Origin of the sequence: Dactylosporangium sp. NBC_01737, from assembly GCF_035963215.1 — a bacterium.
Classification (GTDB): Bacteria; Actinomycetota; Actinomycetes; order Mycobacteriales; family Micromonosporaceae; genus Dactylosporangium.
The window spans coordinates 11,337,831-11,359,767 of the sequence record NZ_CP109153.1; the positions used below are offsets into that span (position 1 = coordinate 11,337,831).

The window sequence follows — 21,937 nt, forward strand, 5'->3', positions numbered from 1 at the left end:
CCGCCGCCGACCGCCGCGGCGAGGAGCGACCACCGATGGTCGGTGCTGTCCCAGATGGTGCGGAAGTGCGTGGGGCCACCGGGCCGGGCACGCAAGGTCGGTGTCCGCACCGCTCACCGCCCGGTCGCGACGGGCGTGTCCCGCCTCGCTGCCGAGGTCAGCAGCCGCTCGATCCGGTCGACGCCGAGCTGCATGCGCATGTCCGTCTGGTACGCCACCCGGGCCCGGGCCCCCGCGGCGCGTCGCTGGTCGACCGGCATCGCGGCGGCGTCCAGGAACCGTTGCGCGAGGGCGTCGCAGTCCTCGGGCGGGCACACCAGACCCGCCCCGGCGTCGTGCACGATGGCCGCGGCGTCGCCGGCCGCGCTGATGACGACCGGGGCGGCGCACGCCAGCGCCGCCGGCAGCTTCGACGGGATGACCGCGCGGAGCAGGGCAGCGCGCGGAGGCTGACGAGCTGGAAGTCCGCCGCCGTGTGCAGCTCGGCGACGTGCGCGGCGGGGCGGCGGCCGGCGAAACGGACGTTGCCGGCGCCGAGGTCCGCGGCGAGCGCGCGCAGCCGGGTCTCCTGCACGCCGGAGCCGACCAGCAGCAGGTCGACGCCGTCGCGGCCGGTCGCGTGGGCGGCCCGCACCGCGCTGTCCAGGCCCTGGAAGTGCCCGAGGTTGCCGGCGAACATGACCGTGCACCGTCCGGGTCGCACGAGGTCGTCGGCGGCGGTGCGCGGTCCCGGACGGAACACCGTCTCGTCGGTCCAGTTCAGCGAGGTGTGCACCTTGCCCGGGTCGACGCCGCGACCGATCAGCAGGTCGCGCATGCCCGGCGCGATGACGACGACCGCCGCGGCGGTCGCGTACAGGTGCCGCATGACCGCGTCGAGGGCGCCGTGCAGCAGCCGGCCGGCGGTGCCCGACGGGGCCATCGTCGAGGCCGTGACGGCGTCGGGCCAGACGTCCTGGACGTGCAGCACCAGCGGGGTGCGCAGGGCGAGGTGCACGAGCAGGGCGGCGGCGGCCGCGGTCGCCGGCGGGTGGTACACGTAGAGCACGTCCGCGCCGCGCAGGTAGGGCAGCGCCGCGGCGGAGCTGCTGGCGGCGAAGGACAGGTAGTTGCCGGCGCGCCGCAGCCCGGAGTTGTCGTGGCTGGCGAACAGCGGCACCCGGCGCACGGTCACGCCGTCGTGCTGGCGCCGGTGCCGCCATTGCTGCCGGAAGCCCGGATACACCACGCCGTCGGGATAGTTGGGGAACCCGGTGAGGACCCGGACGTCGTGCCCACGGCGGGCGAGCTCACCGGCGAGGCTGCCGGGGATGAACGCGGGCTCTGGCGGGAACCACTGCGAGACGATGCCGATCCTCATCGGTGCGGTTCGACCGCTTCCGGGAAGGTGTCCGGGTGTTCGGGGTCGAAGACCTCGTTGGCCCAGAAGAGGGTGAGCAGCTCGTCGGGGCCGACGTTGGTGATGCTGTGGGCCCACTTGGCCGGCATGTCGATCGCGTGCGGGTCGTCGCCGCTGACCCGGATCCGCACGACGGTGTCGTCCAGCATCCGGCGGAGCCTGATTTCGGCGGTACCGCTGAGCACGACGAACCGTTCGATCTTGTCGAGGTGGAAGTGCTGCCCGCGGGTCTGCCCGGGCGCGGTGGTGGACACGAAGACCTGTCCCCCGGCGCCGGTGGTCCTGGCCGCCTCGTACAGCTCGCCGCGCCCGTCGCGGTTGCGGGGCAGGCCGTGCCGGCCCGTGGCGTGCGAGCGGTACGCGTTGAACAGCCGCACGTCGAAGCGGTCCGCCAGGTGCGGGATGGTGCTGCCGCGGTAGCCGGCGGCGAAGCGGCCGAGGCGGTCGGCGAGGTCGCGCACGCCGGTGCGCACGCACGGTGCGAGCGGCCGGTCCGGGTCGAGCAGGTGCGCGGCGGCGTCGGTGGCGTGCAGCAGCTCGAGCTCGCGGTCGCCGTGGACGGTGGGCGGCTGCCCGTCGGCGAGCTGCCGGCAGAAGGTGGCGACGACGGAGTTGTGGAACGGCCGCCCGTGCTCGCCGAAGAGGTTGGGCAGCGCGACGTCGCGCAGGGTGCCGCCGGTCGCGGCCACCGTCGCCCGCAGCAGCGCCGCCGCGTGCTGTTTCGCGTCGCCGTACGGGGTGCCGTTGCCGGCCTGGACCGAGTTGGCGTAGACGACCTCGGCCGGTGGCCGGGCGCACCGGCGGATCGCGGCGTCGAGGTGGTGGGCCGGCGTGACGTTGCCGTCGCGGACGTCGGCCGGCTCGCCGCGGCACGCGCCGGCCAGGTGGTAGACGCGGTCGGTGCCCTCCAGCAGGCCGGCCAGCCGGTCGGGCGGGCCGGTGAGGTCGGCGCGGGTGATGATGCGGGGCTCCGGGTGTCCCTTCGCTCGCATCAGGACCCGCAGGTGCCAGCCGAGGAACCCGGACGCCCCGACGACGGCGACGGTCGCGGACGGGTCGCTCACGCGACGCCGATCAGGGCATGGGACGCGGCCAGCTCGGCGCGGATCTCCGGCAGGGACGCCAGGAGTGTCTCGAGCTCCGCGACGGTGAACCGGCGGGCGCTGCTGGAGTCGTAGTCGGACGGGGAGCCGTTGACGGCGTGCCCGTGCCCGTTGCTCTGGTGCAGCACGTAGTTGAGGTCACGGCCGTCGACCGGGATGCGGTAATACTCGCCGTGGTCCTCGGCGTGGGCGAGCTCATCGGCGGTGGCGAGGGTCTCGTGCAGCCGCTCGCCGTGCCGGGCGCCGATGACGGCGGTCGTGACGGGGACGCCGAAGAGGTTCGCGACGGCCTCGGCGAGGTCGCCGATGGTGGCGGCGCCGGCCTTGCGCACGAACAGGTCGCCGGGGCGGCCGTGGGTGAACGCGTGCTCGACGAGCCCGACGGACTCCTGGATCGACATGAGAAAGCGGGTCATCCGCGGGTCGGTGACGGTCAGCGGCCGGCCGGACCTGATCTGCTCGATGAACAGCGGGATGACCGAGCCGCGGGAATACATGACGTTGCCGTAGCGCACGATGGTCACCACGGTGCTGGAGTCGCGGCTGCTGCGGCCGTGCGCGCGGGTGAGCTTCTCCATGATGGCCTTGCTCATGCCCATCGCGTTGACGGGACGCACGGCCTTGTCGGTGCTGAGCAGCACGACGGTGCGCACGCCGTTGCGTTCGCACGCCTCGACCAGGTTGGCGCTGCCGAGCACGTTGGTGCGCACGGCCTCGAGCGGGAAGAACTCGCAGGAGGGAACCTGCTTGAGCGCGGCGGCGTGATACACGTAGTCGACGCCGCGCGAGGCGAACAGGACGCTGTCGAGGTCGCGGATGTCGCCGAGGTGGCAGCGCAGCCGGGGGTCGTTGAACCGGTCCCGCATCACGGACTGCTTCGTCTCGTCGCGGCTGAGGACCCGGACCTCCTCGACGTCGGTGGCCAGCAGGCGGGCGACCATGGCCTGCCCGAACGACCCCGTGCCTCCGGTGATGAGGAACCGGCGGCCGGACATTGCTGCGCTCATGTCAACTCCACCCCCGGATGATCTGACTCGCCCATTTTCGCATAAATTCAGACGTTAAACCCGGAAACGCTGTGATGTACGCAAAGCGAACTTTCTGCGCTTTAGTAGAAACGATCACGTAAATCCCGTATCGCAGTACCGTGGTGATATGCGGGCTACATGGCGCTTCGCCTGGTTGACCGGCCGGACGCTGTGACGGTGACCGGCCGGCTGCTGCGGACGGTCGAGCGCCGCCACCGGATGCTCGCCGCGCTGGTGCCCCTGACGCTCGTGCCGATCGCCGTCGTGGGCGGCCTCGGCGGACACGCCGCCCGGACCTACACCCACCTGCGCCGCGCCGCGGAGCTCACCACGATGCTGCAGCACGCCGTGGTGGGCGCCGAAGCGGACCAGGCCCGCACCCTCGCCGCCGCGCTGCGGCGGGAGACCGCCGCGGCACGGCAGGAGGTCGGCGGGCCCGGCTGGCGCGCCGGCACCCGCCTGCCCGGCCTCGGCGCCGACCTCGCCGCGGTCACCGACGTGGTCACCGCGCTCGACCAGGTTGCCACCGACGTTCTGCCCGCGGTCCTCGACACGGCGCACCGGCTGACCGGCGCCGCCCTGCCGGGTGGCCTGACTGCCGGCGGATCACTGGACCAGGCGGAGGCCGCGGCACGGCAGGCCAGCGCCCGGGTCGCCCGGATCGACCCGGACGCGCTGCTGCCGCAGCTGCGGGCGCCGGTGCGCACCGTCCAGCACCAGCTGGACCGGGCCGCAGGCATGGTCTCGGCCGGCGCGGCGCTGCTGCGGGTGCTGCCCGCGGTCCTCGGCGCCGCCCGGCCCCGGACCTGGCTGGTGCTGTTCCAGAACCCTGCCGAGCTGCGCGCCACCGGCGGGATGCCGGGCGCCTGGATGGTGGTCCGGTTCGCCGGCGGCGCGCTGTCGATCGTCGAGCAGGGCAACGCGAACATGACGCGGCCCTTCGACGCGCCGGTACTGCCGCTGGACCCGCAGCTCAAGGCGCTGTACGGAGATCGGATCGGCAGATTCCCGGCCAACGTCAACCTCACGCCGGACTTCCCGACCGCCGCCGCGCTCGCCGCGGAGATGCACCGCCGGCGCGGCGGCTCGCCGGTCGACGGCGTCATCGCGCTGGACCCGGTCGCCCTGTCGTATCTGCTGCGCGCCACCGGACCGGTGACCTTCCGGGCCGGCGCCGGCGCCGACGGACGGCTGTCGTCGGCCAATGCGGTGCGGCTGCTGCTGTCGGACGCCTACGCGCGACCGGGCTCGCCGACCGAGAAGAACGACTACTTCGCCGACGCGGCCCGCGCTGTCTTCGACACCGTGGTCAGCGGCCGGCTCGACCCGCGCGCGGCGCTGTCCGCGGTGCTGCAGATGGCGCAGGAACGCCGCCTGCTGCTGTGGAGCGCGCACCCCGACGAACAGGCACAGATCGAGCGGCTGCCGGTCGCCGGCCGGCTGCCGCTGCGCGACGAGGCCGGGCCCAACGTCGGGATCTTCCTCAACGACGGCAGCGGCGCGAAGCTGAACTACTACCTGCGCACCGCCGTCACGCTCACTCCCGTCGCCTGCGCGACCGAGCGCAGCCGCCGGATGCTGCGGGTGGAGACGACGTTCACCTCACAGGTGCCGCCGTCCGGCCTGCCCGCCTACGTGCTCGGGCTGGGACTCGCCGGTGACCCGTACACGATGCGGCTCAACGTGTCGGTGTTCGCGCCGACCGGCGGGGGTCTCGCCGAGGCACGGCTGGACGGCCGGCAGGTCACGGTCGCCAGCGGCTTCGAACGGGCCCGCCAGGTCAGCATGGCGACCGTCGACATCGCGCCAGGGGCGACCCGGACCCTGGTCGCCCTGCTGGACGCCGGCAACACCGAAGGGAGGCAGACGCAAGCACTGACACCGCAACTGTGGACGACCCCGACCGTCAACGGCTGGACCATCCGCACCGCACCGGCACCGGAAACCAGCCATGGCACCAGCCAGGCACCGGTGACGTCCGCGTGCTGAACCTGCCCAACCCTGAGGGATGCAACATGATACAAGTTCGTCTGTTCACCGCGGCGGTCCTCGTCGCGGCCGGGCTGCTGGGTGTGCCAGCGGCCGCGCACGCCACCGATCCGCTCTACCCGCCGACGGCGGTCACCGGCGGTGTCAACAAGCCGGTGGTCACCGCCGGCGGGTCCGTCTCATTCGGCGGTTCCGGCTTCAAGCCGGGCGAGACCATCACCGTGACGATCGAGCGCTTCAACCTGACGGAGAACGCCACCGGCGCCGCCTACACGGAAGGCACCGGCACCGTCCGCACGGCCGGGCTGGCGAACGTCGCCGGCGTGCCCGAGGTCGCCGCGGTGGCCGTGCAGGCCGGCGGAATCACGCACGAGACGGTCATCGCGGACGGTCTCGGTGCCTTCCTGCTGGCTGTGCGGGCCCGCGAGGTCGGCCGGTACGTGCTCACCGCGACCGGCTCGATCACCGGCAACCTGCTCACCGCCGAAGTGGTGATCCGGGCCAGGTCGGCCTCGTCGAGCGACTCGCTGGCGGTCACCGGGCCGGGCGCGGGGCACTGGGCCGGGCTGCTGGCGACGGGATTCATCGCGATCCTGCTCGGCGCGGTGCTGGTGCGGCAGTCGAGGCGGCGCCGCACGGCGGAATGACCGGCCGGGCACGGGGACACCGCACCACCGGGTGTCCCCGTGCCTACCGGGTGGCGGCGAGCTCCTCGAAGAACCGGCGCAGCCGCTGTCCCTGCCGCGCCGGGCCGCACCGGTCGCGGAGCAGCTCGCGGCCCTTCGCGCCGATGGCGCCGGCATCGGCATCCGGCAGCGCCCGGACCCGGGCGATCGCCGCGGCAAGCCCTGCGGCGGTGTCGGCCTCCGCGAAGACCATGCCGGCGCGGTACGCGTCCGGGATGCACGGCAGTGCGGTGGTGACCACGGGTACGCCGGTGTCCAGGTACTCCAGCAGCTTCGACGGGAACCCGTAGCGGGCCAGGTCCCCGTCGACGGGGCGGGGGTTCACCAGGACCCGGGCGGTGCGCAGCCGGTCGGGCAGCGACTCCCGGGGCACGAACTCGGGTGCGACGATGCGCGGGTCGGCCGCGGCCTGCCGGTGCAGCCAGGGATCGAGCCGGCCGCGCCCGAACAGCAGCAGCCGGACGTCGGGGTCGGGCATCCCGCGCACGGCGTCGACGAGGCGGTCCACGCCGTAGTCCCGGCTCAGGCCGCCCGCGTAGACGATGTCGAACGTCGCCCGCGGCGGCTTGACGGCCGGCGCCGGCCGCACCGGGCGGCTCCCGGGGCGGCCCTCCGGGCGGCCGATGATGCCTTCCATGAGCATCGATCTACGCCCGGGGGCGAAGTCTCGGGCGAGGTCCTCGGTGACGGTCACGACGCCGTCGTAGCGGCGCAGCGCCGCGCGGACCACGGCGACGTCGAGGCGGCGCAGCGCGGTCAGCACCCTGGGCTCGCCCGGCAGGCGGACCCCGGGCGCGTCGGTGAGGACCGCGACGATGCGGGTACCGGTCGCGGCGCGGGCCAGCACGCCGAGCCACAGGAACGGCGAGTGCACGCCGTGCACGAGCAGCACGGTGCTGCGCCAGCGGCGCAGGGCGGGCAGGCCGGTCAGGCAACCGCCGACGAAGCGGGTGGCGTGCCGCACCAGCGGCAGGTTCACGAACGGGATCAGGGCACCGTCCACAGTGTCCTGTGCGACGGCGCCGCCGCGGAACACCAGTTGCGGATAGCGGGGGTACGTCGACACCGGCGGGACCGACAGCACCGTCGTGCGGCACTCCGCGACGCGCAACGCGTCCAGGACGGCCCAGGCGAAGGCGTGCGTCTGCACCGGCATGGTCGGCTCCCGGCGCAGCACCTCGCGCATCATGGCATCCTCGACGGTGAACCCGAGCAGGGTGACCGCCGGCGGCGCGCCCGCGGTCACGGGCGGTCCACCAGCATCTGCTGGTAGAGGCCGTCGAGTGTGTCGATCATGTGGTCGAGGCTGTAGTGGTCGCGGACCACCTGCCGGGCCTGCGAGCCGAGCCGCTCCCGGGTCGCGGGGTCGCGTTCGAGCTCGGTGACCGCGTTGGCGATGGCGACCGGCGCCTGGGCCGGCACCAGCAGGCCGCCGCCGCGCTTGAGGATCTCGACGTTGCCGCCGACGGCGGTGGCGACCGCGGGCAGGCCGTGCGCCATCGCCTCGAGCAGCGCGTTGGACAGGTTCTCATGCAGCGTCGGGAACACGAAGACGTCGGCGGCCGCCAGGTAGGACGCCACGTCGTTGCACTGGCCGACGAAGCGCACCTCGGTGCCGGTGACGGAGGCGAAGTCGGCGCGGATGCCTGCCGCGTCCGCGCCGTCGCCGAGGACCAGCAGACGGCGGCGGTGCTCGGCGCGCGGCAGCAGACGCATCGCGTCGGCCAGGGAGCGGTACCCCTTCTCCCAGGTGAGCCGGGACGCCGTGACCATCACGAAGTCGGTCGCGGCGAAGCGGTGCTGGCGGCGGGCGGCGGACCGGCGGCGGGCGCTGGGCTTCGGCACCGGCACGCCGTTGGGCACGACCCCGGCGAACTTGCCGGCGAACTGCTCCAGGAAGCCGCGGTGCGCGGCCCGCTGGCTCACCGTGGCCACGTGGGTGGCGCTGCGCAGCGTGAACGGCTCGGCCAGCTGGGTCAACGCCTTACGGCGCAGGCTACGCGGCCCGAACTGCAGGTCCCGGACCGTGCCGTGGACCGTCACCAGGACGCGGGGGCAGCCGGCCAGGCGGGTCGCCACGGCGGCGTGGAAGCCTTCGTTCTGCAGCCCCCGGATGTGCACGATGTCGGGGCGCGTCTCGCGCAGCATGCGGATCCAGGCCCGGATCAGCGGCACGTCCACGAGACCGTTGCCGCGCAGCTGTCGCATCGGCACGAACTGGTACTGCATCGCCAGGCGCGACCTGAGGATCCGCTCGGCGGCGGTGGCCGGCCCGCTGGCGCCGGGTACACCGGCATAGTGCTGCACGATGACCGGCCGTGTCATGGCGTCACTTCAACGAACATAGCGACATCTTGGCTGAAATAGCGCAAAGTGTCCTCACAAACACTCATAGTAGCTGTTTATGAGCACCTGCCCGTCTCCGCACCTGCTCGCGATCAGCGCGAGCCGGTTCCCGCAGGGCGAGGCGACGGCGAACCGGCTGTTCCACCTCGCACGCTCCGTCTGCCATGCCGGCGGGCGGGTCACCGTCGCCAACGACGCGACCGCACTGCCGTCCGACGGGTCCTCCGGCACCGTCGCGGCCGGCACCCCGGACACCGCCGGCCTCGCGGTCGTGACCCTGGGCGGCCCGGTGCCGTCGCGGGTGCGCCGGCTGTTGCTGCGCTCGACCCGTCCGGTGCGGGTCCTCGTCGCGCTGCGCCGCGCCGGGGTGCGCCCCGGCGACCTGACCGCGACGCTGGTGCCCCTCGCGCTGCTCACCGTCGGCCTGTGGGCGGCGCTGCGGATCGCGTTGCGCTGCCCGGTCACCGTCGACGTCACCGAACGCCACGACCCGCACCAGTTCCGCCGTGGCCGGTGGGACCCGCGGTTCCTGCGCCACCGCTGGGCCGAGGCCCTGACCGGCTGGCTCGCCGACGGCGTCGTGGTGCCCTCCAGCGCGCTGGAGCGGCGCTTCGCGGCCCGCCGCGTCCCGGTGCTGCGGGTGCCGCCGCTGGTGGACTGCGCCGCGTTCCCGTCGCCGCAGCCACCGTCACTGGGCACCGGGCTGCGGCTGCTGTACGCCGGCACCCCCGGCGCCAAGGACCTGCTGGACGTCGTCGTCGCTGCCGTCGCCGCCGAGCCGGGTCCTGTCCGGCTCGTCGTGGCCGGTCTGGACGCCTCGGACGCGATCGGCGGCTCGGACCTGCGCACCGGTACCCTCGCGGCGGCCGGCGAACGGGTCGAGTTCGCCGGCCGGATGCCGCACCGGCGGGTCCTCGAGCTGCTCGCCGCGTCGCACTGCTCGGTCCTGGTCCGGCCGCCCGGCGGCTACGCCGACGCCGGCTACCCGTCGAAGGTCCCCGAGGCCCTCGCGGCCGGCTGCCCGATGCTGGCCAACCTCACCAGCGACCTCGCCGACACGCTCCAGGACGGCCGCAACAGCGTCGTCGTGGCCGGCATCCGCACCGAGGACGTCGCTGCCGCCATCGGCCGCGCGCTGACCCTCACCGACGCACAGTGGCGCGAGCTGAGCGCCGCCGCGGTCGCCGCCGCCGACCGGTTCGACTATCGGCGGTGGGACGAACCGGTGACGGCGTTCCTCACCGACCCGAGATCGCCGGCGGCGCCACGGCCCGCCACCACCAGGGAGCACGCGTGACCAAGGTCCTCACGATCGTCGGCACCCGGCCCGAGGTCATCCGCCTGTCCCGGGTGATCGACCGCCTCGACCACGCCGTCGAGCACGTGCTCGTGCACACCGGGCAGAACCGGGACTACCAGCTCAACGGCGTGTTCTTCGACGAGCTCGGGCTGCGCCGACCCGACCGGGAGCTGGGCATCCGCACCGACTCCATCGGCGTCATGCTCGCCGACGTGCTGGTCGGCACCGAGGCCGCGCTGCTGGCCGAGCGCCCCGACGCGGTGCTGATCCTCGGCGACACCAACAGCAGCATCGCCGCGGTGATCGCCCGCCGCATGCACATCCCCGTGTACCACATGGAGGCCGGCAACCGGTGCTTCGACCTCAACGTGCCGGAGGAGACCAACCGGCGCCTGGTCGATCACGTCAGCGACTTCAACCTGGTCTACACCGAGCACGCCCGGCGCAACCTGCTCGCCGAGGGTCTGCATCCGCGCCGGGTGCATCTCACCGGCTCGCCGATGCGCGAGGTGCTGACCCACTACCGGGACCGCGTGGAGGCAAGCACCGTCCTCGACCGGCTCGGCCTCACCCCGGGCAGGTACTTCGTGGTCAGCGCGCACCGTGCCGAGAACGTCGATGACCCGTCCCGGCTGACCGAGCTGATCGCCTGCCTGGACGCCGTGCGGCGCACCTGGGGCCTGCGGCTGCTGGTGAGCACGCATCCGCGGACCCGGACCCGCCTCGCCGGCCGCGCCGACGCCGACCTCGACGGCGTCACCTTCCACGAGCCGTTCGGCTTCTTCGACTACATCCGGCTGCAGCGCTCCGCGTTGTGCACCCTGTCCGACAGCGGCACCGTGAGCGAGGAGTCGGCGATCCTCGGCTTCCCGGCGGTGACGTTACGCGACTCGATCGAACGCCCCGAGGCGCTGGAGGCCGGCTCGATCACCGCCACCGGCCTCGACCCGGCCGGGGTCGTGGAGGCGGTGCGGTCCGCGACCGCCGGCGCCGGACCCGCCGCGTGCCCGCCGGACTACCTGATCGACGACACGTCGCACCGCGTCCTGCGCATCATTCTGTCCACGGTGCGCCGGCACCACGACTGGGCCGGGATCCGCCGTCCGGCGCCGCGCAGCCATGTATCTGCGCTCGAGGCGATCGGCCGCCGCCGGTGACCGTCCGGCTCGCCGCGACGACCCGTAACCGCCGGCTCGTCAGCGGCGTCGCGGCCTCGTTCGGCGCCATGGGCGCCGGCTCGGTCGCGTCGCTGATCGTCGCGCCCGTCATGTTCCACCACCTCGGACCGGCGCTGTTCGGCGTCTGGGTCGCGGTGACCGCGCTGACGAGCGTCGCCCTCTTCGCCGACCTCGGCATGGGCAACAGCCTGCTCACGCGGCTGTCGGCGCACCGTTCGGCGCCGCAGGACATGGCCGGCGCCGTCGCGGCCGCCTACCTCACCCTCGCCGGCACGGCCGCGGCGCTGCTGGCCGGCGTCGTGACCGTCGGCGTCGCCGTGCCGGTCGGCCCGCTGTTCGGCGTCACCGACCCCCGCCTCGGCGCCCAGGCCGCCGCGGTGCTCGTCGTCTGCTTCGGCGCGTTCGCGGTCAACCTGCCCCTCTCGCTCATCACCAAGATCCAGCTGGCCATGCAGGACACCGCCCGCAGCGCGGGATGGTCGGCGGCCACCGCCGCATGGACCGTGCTGGCGGTCGGCGGCGCGGCCGCCGCCGGCGCCGGCCCCCTCACCCTCATCGTCTGCACCGCGACTGCCGCACCGCTGGGCAACCTGTGCAACACCGTGCACTACCTCACCCGGGTCCGGCCCGGCCTGCGGCCGGCGCGGTGGGTGCTGCAGCCCGGCGTCGCCGGTGGGTTGCTGCGCCTGAGTGCCCGGTACTTCGCGCTGTCCCTGCTGAGCTCCACCGCGGCCAGCATCGACGGTTATCTGGTCGCGCGCTGGCTGGGCCCGGTGGCCGCCGCGCACTACGGCGTCACGGTCCGCATGTTCGTCCTGCTGAACCTGATCGTCACCGTCGTCAACACCCCGCTGTGGCCGGCCAACGCGGAGGCGCTCGCCCGCGGCGACCTGCCGTGGGTGCGGCGCACCACGCGCCGCATGTGCCTGCTCGGCGCCGGGCTGGTGGGCGCGGCCGCGGCCACCCTCGTGGCAGCCAGCGAACCGTTGCTCGCCGCGTGGATCCGCTCGCCGGACTTCCACGGCCTGCCGACCGGCGTCGTCGCCCTGCTCGCCGTATGGCCGGCCCTGCTGGCCGTCGCCTCGCCGATGTTCATGGTGCAGAACAGCGTCGGGCTGCTGCGCCCGCAGCTCGTCGGCTGGGGCGCATACCTGGTGCTGTCGCTGCCCGCCAAGGCGCTGCTGGTGCGCCACCTCGGCCTGGCCGGGGTGCCGCTCGGCAGCGCCGCGGTGTTCGCCGTCACCGTCCTGCCGGCGTGCGCCGCCGGCTACCGCAGCGTGGTGGCCCGGCAGGCGGGTCACCGGCGCCGCATCGCCGCACTGGCGCCCGGCCCCGCCTACGCACCGGCGCTGACCGGACCCGGACAACCAGCAAGGGAGGGCACGTGTTCGTAGCCGGCTATCTCAAGGTCGTGCTGAAACGCTGGTGGTGCGTCGCCATCGCGGTCGCACTCGCGGCGGGGGTGGCCTACGTCTACTGCGCCGCGCAGACGCCGCAGTACGCCACCTCGCTGACGTTCTTCGTCACCACGCCCAATCGCGGGGTCAGCGACGCCTACCAGGGCAACCTGTTCACCCAGCAGCGGGTCAAGTCCTACGCCAGCCTGCTGGTCAGCGACCGGCTGGCCGCGAAGATCGCCGGTGACCCGCTCATCGGCCTGGACGCCAAGCAGGTGCGGGCGCGGATCACGGCCGCCCCGGTGCCCGACACCGTGCTGCTGCGCGCCGTGGTCACCGACGTCAACCAGGCCCGGGCCGAACGCATCGCGGCCCGCGTCGCCACCGACTTCAAGGCGATGCTCGAGTCCCTGGAGACCCCGGCGGGCTCGACCGACACCCCGATCAAGGTCGAGGTGATCAGCGGACCCGAGTCGCAGGCCGGACCCGTCTCCCCCCGGCCGGTGCGGGACATCGGTGTCGCCGTCCTCGTCGGGCTGATCCTCGGCATCGCCCTGGCCATCCAGTTGGAGCTGCTGGACTCCAGCGTCCGCGACGCCGACCACGTCCAGGAGATCACCGAACGGTCCGTCATCGCACACGTGCCGTTCGACACCTCGGCCCGGCGTGAGCCGCTGCTCGTCGGCGAGGCGGGCTTCTCCGCCCGCGCCGAGGCGCTGCGCGGGCTGCGGACCAACCTGCAGTTCCTCGACGTCGACGACCCGCCGACCGCCGTCGTCATCACCAGCTCGCTGCCCGGGGAGGGCAAGTCCTCCACTGCCGCGAACCTCGGCATCGTCCTGGCCGAGACCGGCCAGCGGGTGCTGCTCATCGACGGCGACCTGCGCCGGCCGTCGCTGGCCGGCTACTTCGACATCGAGGGCGCGGTCGGGCTCACCAACGTCCTGGCCGGGCAGGTGAGCATCGACGAGGTCGTCCAGCAGTGGAACAGCAGCTTGTGGATCCTGCCCAGCGGCATCATCCCGCCCAACCCCAGCGAGCTGCTCGGCTCACGGCAGATGGCGGACCTGCTGACCGCCGCCAGGGCCGAGTTCGACATGGTGATCATCGACTCGCCGCCGCTGCTGTCGGTCACCGACGCGGCGATCCTCGCCACCCGCACCGACGGCGTCGTCTACGTCAGCCGCAGCGGCCGGACCACCGTCGCGCAGATGTCGGCGGCCATCAAGGCGATCAGCGCCGTCGACGCCCGCCTTCTCGGCACCGTGCTCAACATGGAGCCGCGCCGGCAGTCCAGCCCGTACCACTACTACCAGTACCCGGCCGAGGCCTCGGCGCAGCCGGCCCCGCACACGCACGAGCCGGCCCTGACCGGCGACCGGCACCGCTCCCGCACCAATGCCGGATAGCCCGCAACCGGGTCACCGCGGCGGTGCGTCGACCGCCGCGGCGTAGCGCGGGACGGTTCAGGCGAGCAGGTCGTCCATGAGCGCGCCGATGCGGCCGTAGACGACGGCCCCGGTGAGGCCGCCGGCTGCTGCGAGCAACGGCTCGCGGCTGCCGCGGTCGCCCAGGGCGGCGGCGAGCCGTTCGCCGCGGCCCTGCGGGAAGAACCAGCTGACGGTCGCGCCGACGCGGGTCCCCAGCGCCCACAGCTCGCGGGCGGTCGCGGTGTCGCCGCGGAAGGCGGCCAGTTCGGCGCCGCCCATCGCCCACGCGCCGAGCAGCGGGCGGTCGTGGGCGGTCAGTACCTCGGTGCGGGACTGCCGCAGCGCGTCGGTGGCCCGCGTGTCGGCGCCGGTGGGCGGCTGCGCCGGGCGGGCGTCGGCGACCCACAGGTGGATGACGGCGACCGCGATCCGGAACAGGGTCCGCGGCTGCGTCGGGTCGGGAGGGCCGGCGTCCGCGATGGCCCGCAGCACCGCGCCGGCGTGGGCCAGTGCCTCGTCGTGGCGTTCGCGTCGCCAGGCCAGCTGGGCCAGGCCGAGGTTGACCTGACAGGCGTCGATCTCGTCGAGATGGTCCGAGCCGGCCGCCTCCAGCAGCCGGCGTTCGGCCTCGGCGTCGCCGGCGAGCGCCAGCTGCGTGTCGAGCAGCACCCGGGTCGAGCGGGCGTCCTGGGCCGCGCCGACCAGCTGCAGGTGCCGTTCGCTGCGGCGCAGCCACTCGTCGGTGCGCGGGTCGGGGCCGGTGCTGGCCGAGTACCCGGCCGCCTGGGCGGCCATGCCCATCCCCCAGTGGTCGCCGACGGCCTCGAACCGGCGGTACGCCAGCTCGGCGTCGCCGGTCGCGGCGTGCCGGGTGCCGACGTTCTCGATCAGGACGGCCCGGATGAGGTGGCCCATCGCCTGGACGTACGGGTCGGGGTGGGCGATGAGGACCGCGGCGTCGGCCAGGCTCTTGTCGGGGTCGGCCTGTTCCAGCCCGGGCAGTGCCGCGGCCAGGGCCGCGTTGCGGGGCGAGACGTCGCCGGGGCGGGAGGCGAACAGGTTTCGCAGGGCGCGGCGGGCCAGCACGCTCAGGCGCATGGGGCCGGTGTTGCCCGCGCTGACACCGATCAGGACGCACAGCCAGGCGAGCCGGTCGGCGTGCGGCAGGGGGCGGCCGCCGGCCCGGCCGTGCAGGATCGCCGAGCGGCGGCGCGCGGCGGGGTCGTCGATGTGCAGCAGCATGCGCGACCAGGCACTGGCCTCCACGTGCTGGCCGCGCATCGTCCACAGGTGGAACAGGGCGGTGGCGACGTCGACGGCGGCCGGTTCGTCGTCGTGGTCGTGGCACCAGCGCAGGGCGGCGACCAGGTTGTCGTGGTCGGCCGCGCAGCGGTGCAGCGCCTCGATCTGGGTGGGGCCGATGAAGCCGGCGGCGAGGGTCACCGCCTGCCGCACGGCCCATCCGACCAGTCCGGCCATCGCGGTGTCGCGACCGCCGGCCGCGTCGAGTCTGGCCTCGCCGTACTCGCGGACCGTCTCCAGCATCCGGTACCGGGGGTCGCCGTCGCCTTCCTCCAGCCGCAGCAGTGACTGCTCGACCAGGATCGCGAGGCTTCGGCGTACACCACCGGCTGTGGCAATGGCGAGATCCGCCGTGAACGGGGCGGGGATGACGGACAGCCGCTCCAGCAGGTCCCGTTCGGCGGGCTCGAGCAGCTCGCGGCTCCAGTCGACCATCGCCCACAGGCCGGCGTGCCGGTCGGGCAGCCCGCGCAGCGCGTCGTCGAGCAGCGCGAACCGGTCGCTGAGGCCCGCGAGGACGTCGGCGATCGGCATGTGCCGGAGCCTGGCGGCGGCCAGCTCGAGGGCGAGCGGCAGGTTGTCGAGCCGGTGGACGAGGGCCAGTGCCTGGTCCCGCCGCCACGCGGGCGCCGATCCGCCGGCGCGGACACGGGCCTCGATCAGGGCGAGCGCCTCGTCGTCGGGCAGTGCGGGCAGCCGGTGCACGACCTCCGCGGCCAGGCCCAGCGGCGCCCGGCTGGTGGCGAGCACGCTGAGCTCGGGCGACGCGACGGCCAGCAGGTCGGCCACGACGGTCGCGGCGGCGTCCAGGACGTGTTCGCAGTTGTCGAGCACGAGGAGTCCGTCGAGGTCGGGGCCGGCGGCCCGCAGCCGTTCCCGGGGCTGGCGCGCGGCGGTCCCCTGCCGGACCGGCGGTGCCCGTCAGGGCGGCCAGGACGGCGGGCAGCACCTCGGCCGGCGTGCGCAGACCGGCCAGCTCCACGACGCGGACCGGGCGGGAGCCGCTGACGGAGCGGGCGATCTCGGCGGCCAGCCGGGTCTTTCCCGCGCCGCCGGTCGCGACCACGGTCACCAGCGGCGCCTCCAGCAGCGCCCTGCCGACGGCGGCGAGATCCGGCTCGCGGCCCACCAGCGGGGTCGCGGCCCGGCGCCAGGCGGCGGGGAGATACCCGGTCCGCTTCGGACGCGCGACCGCCAGCTGCCCGCGCAGCAGGGCCAGATGCGCCTCGGCGAGCACCGGTGACGGGTCGGCGCCGTAGCGGTTCGCGAGGTCGGCGCGGACCTGCTCGACCAGGTCGAGCGCCTCGGCGTCGCGTCCCTGCGCCGCGAGGACCCGCACGAGCAGTGCGGCGGCCGGCTCGTCTGGCGGGACCCGGGCCGCCAGCAGGCGCAGGTCCGCCTCGTCGAACGGGCCGCCGCCGGCCAGGGCGGCCTCCGCGCGCAGGGTCACGACGTCGCCGAACAGCCGGGCGCTGCCCGCCTCGGCCAGCTCCGGGCTCTGCGGGAACAGCGCCCGCGCCTCGTCGGCACACGCTTGCGCGCCGGCCGCGTCGCCCTCCCGCAGCGCCTGCCGGCCGCGGTCGGCCAGCACGCGGACCGTGACGGCGTCGATCTGCACCTCGTCGGCCGGGATGCGGTACCGCCCGGCGCGGCGAGCACCGGCACGCCGAGCCGACGCACCCGGCCGACCAGGGCCTGCACCGCGCCGACGGCGTCATCGGGCGGCGCGCCCTGCCAGACCGCGTCGACCAGGGCGCCGGTGGAGACGGTGCGGTCCCGGGCGTCGAGGAGCTCACGGATCACCGCGGCCAGCCGGTCGCCTCGCACCGGGCGGCCGTCCACCGCGAGGGGGCCGAGCGTCGTGATCCGCACGGCACCATCATCGCGCGCCGCCGGCCACCGGTGCGCTCCGGTGAGCCGGTGGCCAGCGGTGCGCTCCGGTGAACAGGCGGCTACCGGTCCGCTCCGGTGAACAGATCGGTGAGGTGCCGGGCCGCGTCGTCGCCCAGGATCATGGCGATGAAGGCGGCACCGTCGGCCGCCGCGGCGGCGCTGCGGGGAAACATCGCCCGCTCGTATTCGGTGAGCGCGGTCTCGATGTCGCCGGGGTACGCGGCGACGGCCGTGCCGAGTTCGGCGCCGTCCTGCATCGCCAGGTTGGCGCCCTTGCCGTTCGGGGGCTGCAGGTGCGCGGCGTCGCCGAGCAGGGTCACCCCCGCCACCCTGTCCCATCGGTGCTCGACCGGCAGCGTGTAGTGGGGGCGGTGGACCGGGTCGGTGTCGCTGCCGGTGACCAGCGCGGCCAGTTCGGGGGCCCAGCCGTCGACCTCCCGCGCGATGCGGGCCCTCGCCGCGGCGGGATCGGCGAAGTCGATGCCGTCGAACCAGTCCAGCGGCCTGGACAGCCACAGGTAGGCGTGCAGGTTCCCGTCGCCCTCCCGGTGCCCGATGAAGATCTTCCCGCTCGCGGTCGTGTCGAACGCGAACAGCGACCCGCCGCCGACCGCCTTCGCGGTGGCGGGGTGGCGGTTGTCGGCGTCGAACAGGAACGTCTCGACGGAGGAACTGCCGCTGTACTCGGGCGTGACGTCGGTGAGCAGCGGCCGGACCCGCGACCACGCGCCGTCCGCGCCGACGAGCAGGCTCGTGACGGCGGTGGCGCCGCCGGTGAAGGTCACCTCGTGGCGGCCCCTGCCGAGGGCGCGCACCCCGCTGACCCGGTGCCCCCACTGCACGGTGCCGGGCGGCAGCGAGTCCAGCAGCATCCGCCGCAGCGCGGCGCGCTGCACCTCGGGGCGCAGGCCCTCGCCGTCGTCGGGCCTGTCGAACAGGACGGTGCCGTCCCGCTCGACGATCCGGTACGACTCGCGGCCCGCCAGGACGAGGCCGCGGAACTCGTCCGTCAGGCCGGCCGCCGCGAGGGCCGGCTGCCCGCTGGAGTCGTGGATGTCGATCATGCCGCCCTGCGCCCGGGCCGCCGGTGATGCCTCCGCCTCGTAGACCGTGGCCTCGATGCCGTGCACGTGCAGGACCCGGGCCAGGGTGAGGCCACCGAGGCCGGCGCCGACAATGGTGACTGGAGTGCTCATTGTTGCTCCTTCGGCTGCTGTCGCGTGCCTCAGAGCCTGCGTGCCCCCGCCGACACGACAGCGATACGGCACCGACACACCGGCGTTCCTACTGCGTGGCCGCCGGCTGCCGGATCGCCGGGTGGTGCGCGGCGCGGTAGCGGCCGGGTGGCTGGCCGTGACGCCGGCTGAAGGCGCGGTTGAAGGCGTACTCGGAGGTGTAGCCGACCCTGCGGGCGACCGCACCGACGGGGGTTGGCGTTGCTCGACGCGGGCGTGGCGACCGTGTACGCCACGGCCGGCATCGCCGCCGGCGTGCGCGACGACCCCCGGGTCCGCACCCTCGTGCTGGACGTCACCGACGACGCGAGCGTCGCCGCGGCCGCCGCCGCGGCACCCGACGTCACGGTCCTGGTGAACAACGCCGGCGTGCTGCACTTCGGGGGTGTGCTCGACGGCGACCTCGACTGCATCGGGCAGGACCTGGCCACCAACTATCTGGGCCTGCTGCGGGTCAGCCGGGCGTTCGCGCCCGTCCTCGAACGCAACCGGCCGGCCACCCTGGTCAACGTCCTGACCCTGATCGCGCTCGCGCCCGCGCCACCCATGGCCGGGTACAGCGCGTCGAAGGCCGCCGCGCACTCGGCCACCCAGGCCCTGCGCGCGGAACTGCGCGACCGCGGCGTCCACGTGCTGGGCGCCTACCCCGGCGGCATCGACATGCTCGCCGGGATGGAGGCCGCCAAGGCCGCACCCGAGCTCGTCGCCGCCCGCATCGTGGCGGCCGTCGCGGCCGGCGAGAGCATCGTGTTCCCCGACGACGCCTCCGCCGGCGCCGGCTCGGTCTACCTCACCGACCCGGTCGAACTGGAGGCGATGCTCGCCGCCTGACCGGCGGCGGCCCGCCGCCGGGCGCTGCCATGCTGACCTGTGGACGCCCGCCACGAGACTGTGGAGCCGCACATGACCCAGCCGTCGTTGATCGTGCGTGCCGCCCGCCCCGGCGACGGTCCGGGCATCGCGGGCGTCGCACGCGGCAACGCGCAGCCCGGCCCACGGTCCGGCCCGCAGTCCGGCCCGCAGTCCGGCGTGGACGGCGGCTACCTCGGGCGTCTGCGCGGACGGGGCAGGCTCCTCGTGGCCGAACAGGACGGGGGCGTCGCCGGGTACGGCGCCACCGTCGGCGTCGGCGCCGCGAGCATGCTCACGGATCTGTTCGTCGACCCCGTACGCCACGGCACCGGGATCGGCAGGGCCCTGCTCGCGGCGCTGTGGCCCGCGGAGGATCGCGAGCCGGCCCGCTTCACCTTCGCGTCCCACGATCCCCGGGCGATGCCGCTGTACGTCCGCGCCGGGCTGATCCCCTACTGGCCGCTGCTGTACCTGCAGGCACGCCGACCGCGCCGCCCGCGGTGCCGCTGCGCGCCGTCCGCGTGACACCGGCCGAGGCCGCCCGTGCCGAGGCCCGGCTGACCGGCACCGACCGGGAGACCGATCTGGCCTTCCTCGCCGGTGACGACACGGTCGGTGGCCTCGTCGTCACCGCCACCCAGGGCGCCGTCACCGAACTGGGTGCGATGTCGCAGGACCTCCGGCGCCTGGTCGGCCAGTTCCGGCTGTGACCGGCGCGGCCGGCCGGGCATCGCATCCTCCCCGCCCGGGAAGCTCAGGGTCGGCGCGGCGGGTGTTGCTCAGCCGACGTGGACGTGCGGCCGGTGGCGGCGGTCGGGCTCCTGCCGGCGCAGCACCTCGCGGGTGACCGGCGCGACCTCGCCCTGACCGAAGATCAGGAAGCGGAGGAAGTTGGCGGCCGGGTTGCCCTCGGTCCACTCGAAGTAGATGTGCGGGCGCCGGCCGGTGCGGTCGCGGATGCCGAGCAGCAGCGCGGCGATGGCGCTCGCGACGGCCGGGCTCTGCAGGACCAGGACCCGGTAGCGGCCGTGCGTGACCTCACCACGGACGACGACGGCCGACGCGAAGTCGGAGGCGTCGGTGATGTCCACCTCGACGAAGATCACGTCGGCGTCGTCGGGGATGTCGTTGTCGGCCTGGATCTGCCGCAACTTGTCCCGGTAGTCGGCGGCTGAGCGGTGCGCGGGTTCCTTGGCGACGAGCCGGATCGTGCGCCGGGCGCAGTCGTGGATGAAGGTGCTGGCGATGTCGTCGAACTGCAGGTCGGTGACCCGCAGCTCGAACGACCGGCCGATGCGGGACAGCACCGACACCAGCACGATGCCGGCGATGAAGCACCCGGCGATCTTCACACCGTCCGGGCGTTCGGCGATGTTGGCGATCGTGGTGTACGTGAGGACGGCGGCGATGACCGCGAACATGCCGAACGAGCGGTACTGCCGGTGCCGGCGGGCGGACAGGGTGACCGCGACGGCGGCGGAGGTGATCAGGACGAGGACGCCGGTGGCGTACGCGCCGCCCTGGGCGTTGACGTCGGCGTCGAAGTAGAGGGTGATCAGGACCGCCACGGCGAGGAACACCAGGACCAGCGGCCGGACCGCCCCGGCCCAGTCCGGTGCCATCCCGTAGCGGGGCAGGTACCGCGGGACCAGGTTCAGCAGGCCGGCCATCGCCGACGCTCCGGCGAACCAGAGGATCGCGATGGTCGACAGGTCGTACGCGGTACCGAAGGCCGGGCCGAGGTGCTCGTGGGCCAGGAACGCCAGCGCCCGGCCGTCGGCCTTCCCGCCCGGCTTGAACGCGGCCGGCGGGATCAGGACCGTGGTGACGACGCTGGTCGTGAGCAGGAACCCGCTCATGATCAGCGCCGCGGTGGTGAGCAGTCTCCTGGTGTCGCGGATCCGCCCGGTCGGGTGTTCCTCGCTGTCGGCCGGATCGCCGCGCACGTGCGGCATCACCGCCACGCCCGTCTCGAACCCGGACAGGCCCAGCGCCAGCTTGGGGAACACGACCAGGGCGATGGCCACGACCAGCAGCGGATTGCCGTGCCGGGCCGTCAACGCGGCCGACCAGTCGGTGAGCATCGAGGGGCGGGTCGCGATCAGCCACAGGCCGTCGACGACGACGATCACGTTCAGCGTCAGGTAGATCCCGACGATGGCGACCGCGATGCCGACCGCCTCGGTGAACCCGACGAGGAACACCGCGCCGAGCAGGCCCAGCAGGAGCAGGGTCACCAGGACCTCGTGGTCGTGCAGGACCGCGGGCCAGAGCGGGTTCTCGTCCAGGTGCGCGGTCGCGTCCGCGGCGGACAGCGTCATCGTGATGATGAAGTCGGTGGCGGCGAACCCGAGCAGGACCAGGACGAACAGCTTGCCCTGCCAGAACGGCAGCAGCCGCACCAGCATCGCGATCGAGCCCTCACCGTGCGGGCTCTCCGCGGCGACCCTCCGGTACACCGGCAACGCGCCGAGCAGCGTGACCAGCACCAGCACCGCCGTCGCCACGGGCGACAGCAGCCCGGCGGCGAGCGCGGCGATCCCCGGCTGGTAGCCCAGCGTCGAGAAGTAGTCGACACCGGTCAGGCACATCACCTTCCACCACGGGTGGCGGCGGTCCGCGGCCGGTTTGGCGCCCGGTCCGGCGTGCTGCAGCGACCGGTCGTTGATGCCTGAGAGCAGCCAGATCCGAACCCAGGTCATCGCCGGTCGACCCGAGCGTCGGTTACGTCCCGCACCGCCGGCCTCTACCCGGCAGGCCCGGATGTAGCGACCACCCGGCGGATGACCGCCCGGCGCC

The 21,937-nt window shown here is 74.2% G+C and carries 18 protein-coding genes and 2 pseudogenes; 10 read left to right on the forward strand and 10 right to left on the reverse strand.

Features of this window, described 5'->3' with window-relative positions:
* Window positions 1–113 precede the first annotated feature (113 nt).
* The 3 genes and pseudogenes from OHA72_RS52185 to OHA72_RS52195 all read right to left on the reverse strand — a co-directional run bounded on the left by OHA72_RS52185 (window position 114) and on the right by OHA72_RS52195 (window position 3,509).
* Window positions 114–1,360, reverse strand: a pseudogene (locus OHA72_RS52185) (glycosyltransferase family 4 protein).
* Window positions 1,357–2,463: a polysaccharide biosynthesis C-terminal domain-containing protein gene (locus OHA72_RS52190; protein ID WP_327003556.1), complete on the reverse strand. Its 1,107-nt coding sequence runs from the start codon at window positions 2,461–2,463 to the stop codon at window positions 1,357–1,359. The pseudogene OHA72_RS52185 and the gene OHA72_RS52190 overlap by 4 nt, the downstream one beginning before the upstream one ends.
* Window positions 2,460–3,509 (reverse strand): polysaccharide biosynthesis protein, encoded by a 1,050-nt coding sequence (locus OHA72_RS52195; protein ID WP_327003557.1) that lies wholly within the window; start codon window positions 3,507–3,509, stop codon window positions 2,460–2,462. Before OHA72_RS52195 ends, OHA72_RS52190 begins: the two co-directional genes overlap by 4 nt.
* 198 nt (window positions 3,510–3,707) lie before the next feature.
* Here OHA72_RS52195 and OHA72_RS52200 point away from each other — a divergent pair, with 198 nt between their 5' ends.
* Window positions 3,708–5,519: a DUF4012 domain-containing protein gene (locus tag OHA72_RS52200; RefSeq protein ID WP_327003558.1), complete on the forward strand. Its 1,812-nt coding sequence runs from the start codon at window positions 3,708–3,710 to the stop codon at window positions 5,517–5,519.
* A gap of 26 nt (window positions 5,520–5,545) precedes the next feature.
* Window positions 5,546–6,166 carry a hypothetical protein gene (locus OHA72_RS52205; protein WP_327003559.1) on the forward strand — a complete coding sequence of 207 codons (621 nt, stop codon included), beginning with the start codon at window positions 5,546–5,548 and terminating at the stop codon, window positions 6,164–6,166.
* 43 nt (window positions 6,167–6,209) lie between these two features.
* On the opposite strand, the gene OHA72_RS52210 is transcribed toward OHA72_RS52205, so the two are convergent.
* Together OHA72_RS52210 and OHA72_RS52215 are read right to left on the reverse strand one after the other, a co-directional pair.
* Window positions 6,210–7,451: a glycosyltransferase gene (locus OHA72_RS52210; RefSeq protein ID WP_327003560.1), complete on the reverse strand. Its 1,242-nt coding sequence runs from the start codon at window positions 7,449–7,451 to the stop codon at window positions 6,210–6,212.
* The gene (locus OHA72_RS52215) at window positions 7,448–8,530 is read right to left on the reverse strand and encodes a glycosyltransferase family 4 protein (RefSeq protein ID WP_327003561.1); all 1,083 of its coding nucleotides are present in this window, start codon (window positions 8,528–8,530) and stop codon (window positions 7,448–7,450) included. Before OHA72_RS52215 ends, OHA72_RS52210 begins: the two co-directional genes overlap by 4 nt.
* A gap of 79 nt (window positions 8,531–8,609) precedes the next feature.
* Here OHA72_RS52215 and OHA72_RS52220 point away from each other — a divergent pair, with 79 nt between their 5' ends.
* From OHA72_RS52220 to OHA72_RS52235, 4 genes are read left to right on the forward strand one after another with little or no spacing between them, the layout of a single operon-like run.
* Window positions 8,610–9,848, forward strand: a complete 1,239-nt coding sequence (locus tag OHA72_RS52220) for a glycosyltransferase (RefSeq protein WP_327003562.1) — start codon at window positions 8,610–8,612, stop codon at window positions 9,846–9,848.
* Window positions 9,845–11,008 carry a non-hydrolyzing UDP-N-acetylglucosamine 2-epimerase gene (wecB, locus tag OHA72_RS52225; RefSeq protein ID WP_327003563.1) on the forward strand — a complete coding sequence of 388 codons (1,164 nt, stop codon included), beginning with the start codon at window positions 9,845–9,847 and terminating at the stop codon, window positions 11,006–11,008. The genes OHA72_RS52220 and wecB overlap by 4 nt, the downstream gene beginning before the upstream one ends.
* Window positions 11,005–12,423 carry a lipopolysaccharide biosynthesis protein gene (locus OHA72_RS52230; RefSeq protein WP_327003564.1) on the forward strand — a complete coding sequence of 473 codons (1,419 nt, stop codon included), beginning with the start codon at window positions 11,005–11,007 and terminating at the stop codon, window positions 12,421–12,423. Before wecB ends, OHA72_RS52230 begins: the two co-directional genes overlap by 4 nt.
* On the forward strand, window positions 12,414–13,835 hold the full coding sequence (locus OHA72_RS52235; RefSeq protein WP_327003565.1) for a tyrosine-protein kinase domain-containing protein: 1,422 nt from the start codon (window positions 12,414–12,416) through the stop codon (window positions 13,833–13,835). The genes OHA72_RS52230 and OHA72_RS52235 overlap by 10 nt, the downstream gene beginning before the upstream one ends.
* Window positions 13,836–13,892: 57 nt before the next feature.
* Here the strand turns inward: OHA72_RS52235 and OHA72_RS52240 are convergent, their stop codons facing one another.
* Window positions 13,893–15,992, reverse strand: coding sequence for an ATP-binding protein (locus tag OHA72_RS52240; protein WP_327003566.1), 2,100 nt, complete (start codon window positions 15,990–15,992; stop codon window positions 13,893–13,895).
* Between the two features lie 80 nt (window positions 15,993–16,072).
* Between OHA72_RS52240 and OHA72_RS52245 the strand changes: the two genes are divergently transcribed.
* Window positions 16,073–16,417: a hypothetical protein gene (locus tag OHA72_RS52245; RefSeq protein ID WP_327003567.1), complete on the forward strand. Its 345-nt coding sequence runs from the start codon at window positions 16,073–16,075 to the stop codon at window positions 16,415–16,417.
* Between the two features lie 8 nt (window positions 16,418–16,425).
* Here the strand turns inward: OHA72_RS52245 and OHA72_RS52250 are convergent.
* The 3 genes and pseudogenes from OHA72_RS52250 to OHA72_RS52260 all read right to left on the reverse strand — a co-directional run.
* Window positions 16,426–16,722, reverse strand: a pseudogene (locus OHA72_RS52250) (hypothetical protein); the annotation flags it as partial.
* Entirely contained in the window at window positions 16,605–17,030 is a 426-nt protein-coding gene (locus OHA72_RS52255) for an AfsR/SARP family transcriptional regulator (protein WP_327003568.1), read from the reverse strand. The gene OHA72_RS52255 and the pseudogene OHA72_RS52250, both read right to left, overlap by 118 nt.
* A gap of 80 nt (window positions 17,031–17,110) precedes the next feature.
* Window positions 17,111–18,247, reverse strand: coding sequence for an FAD-dependent oxidoreductase (locus tag OHA72_RS52260; protein ID WP_327003569.1), 1,137 nt, complete (start codon window positions 18,245–18,247; stop codon window positions 17,111–17,113).
* Between the two features lie 234 nt (window positions 18,248–18,481).
* Here OHA72_RS52260 and OHA72_RS52270 point away from each other — a divergent pair, with 234 nt between their 5' ends.
* The 3 genes from OHA72_RS52270 to OHA72_RS52280 all read left to right on the forward strand — a co-directional run bounded on the left by OHA72_RS52270 (window position 18,482) and on the right by OHA72_RS52280 (window position 19,848).
* Window positions 18,482–19,117, forward strand: a complete 636-nt coding sequence (locus tag OHA72_RS52270) for an SDR family NAD(P)-dependent oxidoreductase (protein ID WP_327003570.1) — start codon at window positions 18,482–18,484, stop codon at window positions 19,115–19,117.
* A 72-nt stretch (window positions 19,118–19,189) separates the two neighbouring features.
* The gene (locus OHA72_RS52275; RefSeq protein ID WP_327003571.1) at window positions 19,190–19,663 is read left to right on the forward strand and encodes a GNAT family N-acetyltransferase; all 474 of its coding nucleotides are present in this window, start codon (window positions 19,190–19,192) and stop codon (window positions 19,661–19,663) included.
* A complete protein-coding gene (locus tag OHA72_RS52280) occupies window positions 19,660–19,848 on the forward strand; it encodes a hypothetical protein (RefSeq protein WP_327003572.1) in 189 nt (62 codons plus the stop codon). Before OHA72_RS52275 ends, OHA72_RS52280 begins: the two co-directional genes overlap by 4 nt.
* Before the next feature lie 69 nt (window positions 19,849–19,917).
* Here OHA72_RS52280 and OHA72_RS52285 read toward each other — a convergent pair whose 3' ends face one another.
* Complete coding sequence (locus OHA72_RS52285; RefSeq protein ID WP_327003573.1) at window positions 19,918–21,840, reverse strand: APC family permease; 1,923 nt, start codon at window positions 21,838–21,840, stop codon at window positions 19,918–19,920.
* Window positions 21,841–21,937 lie beyond the last annotated feature (97 nt).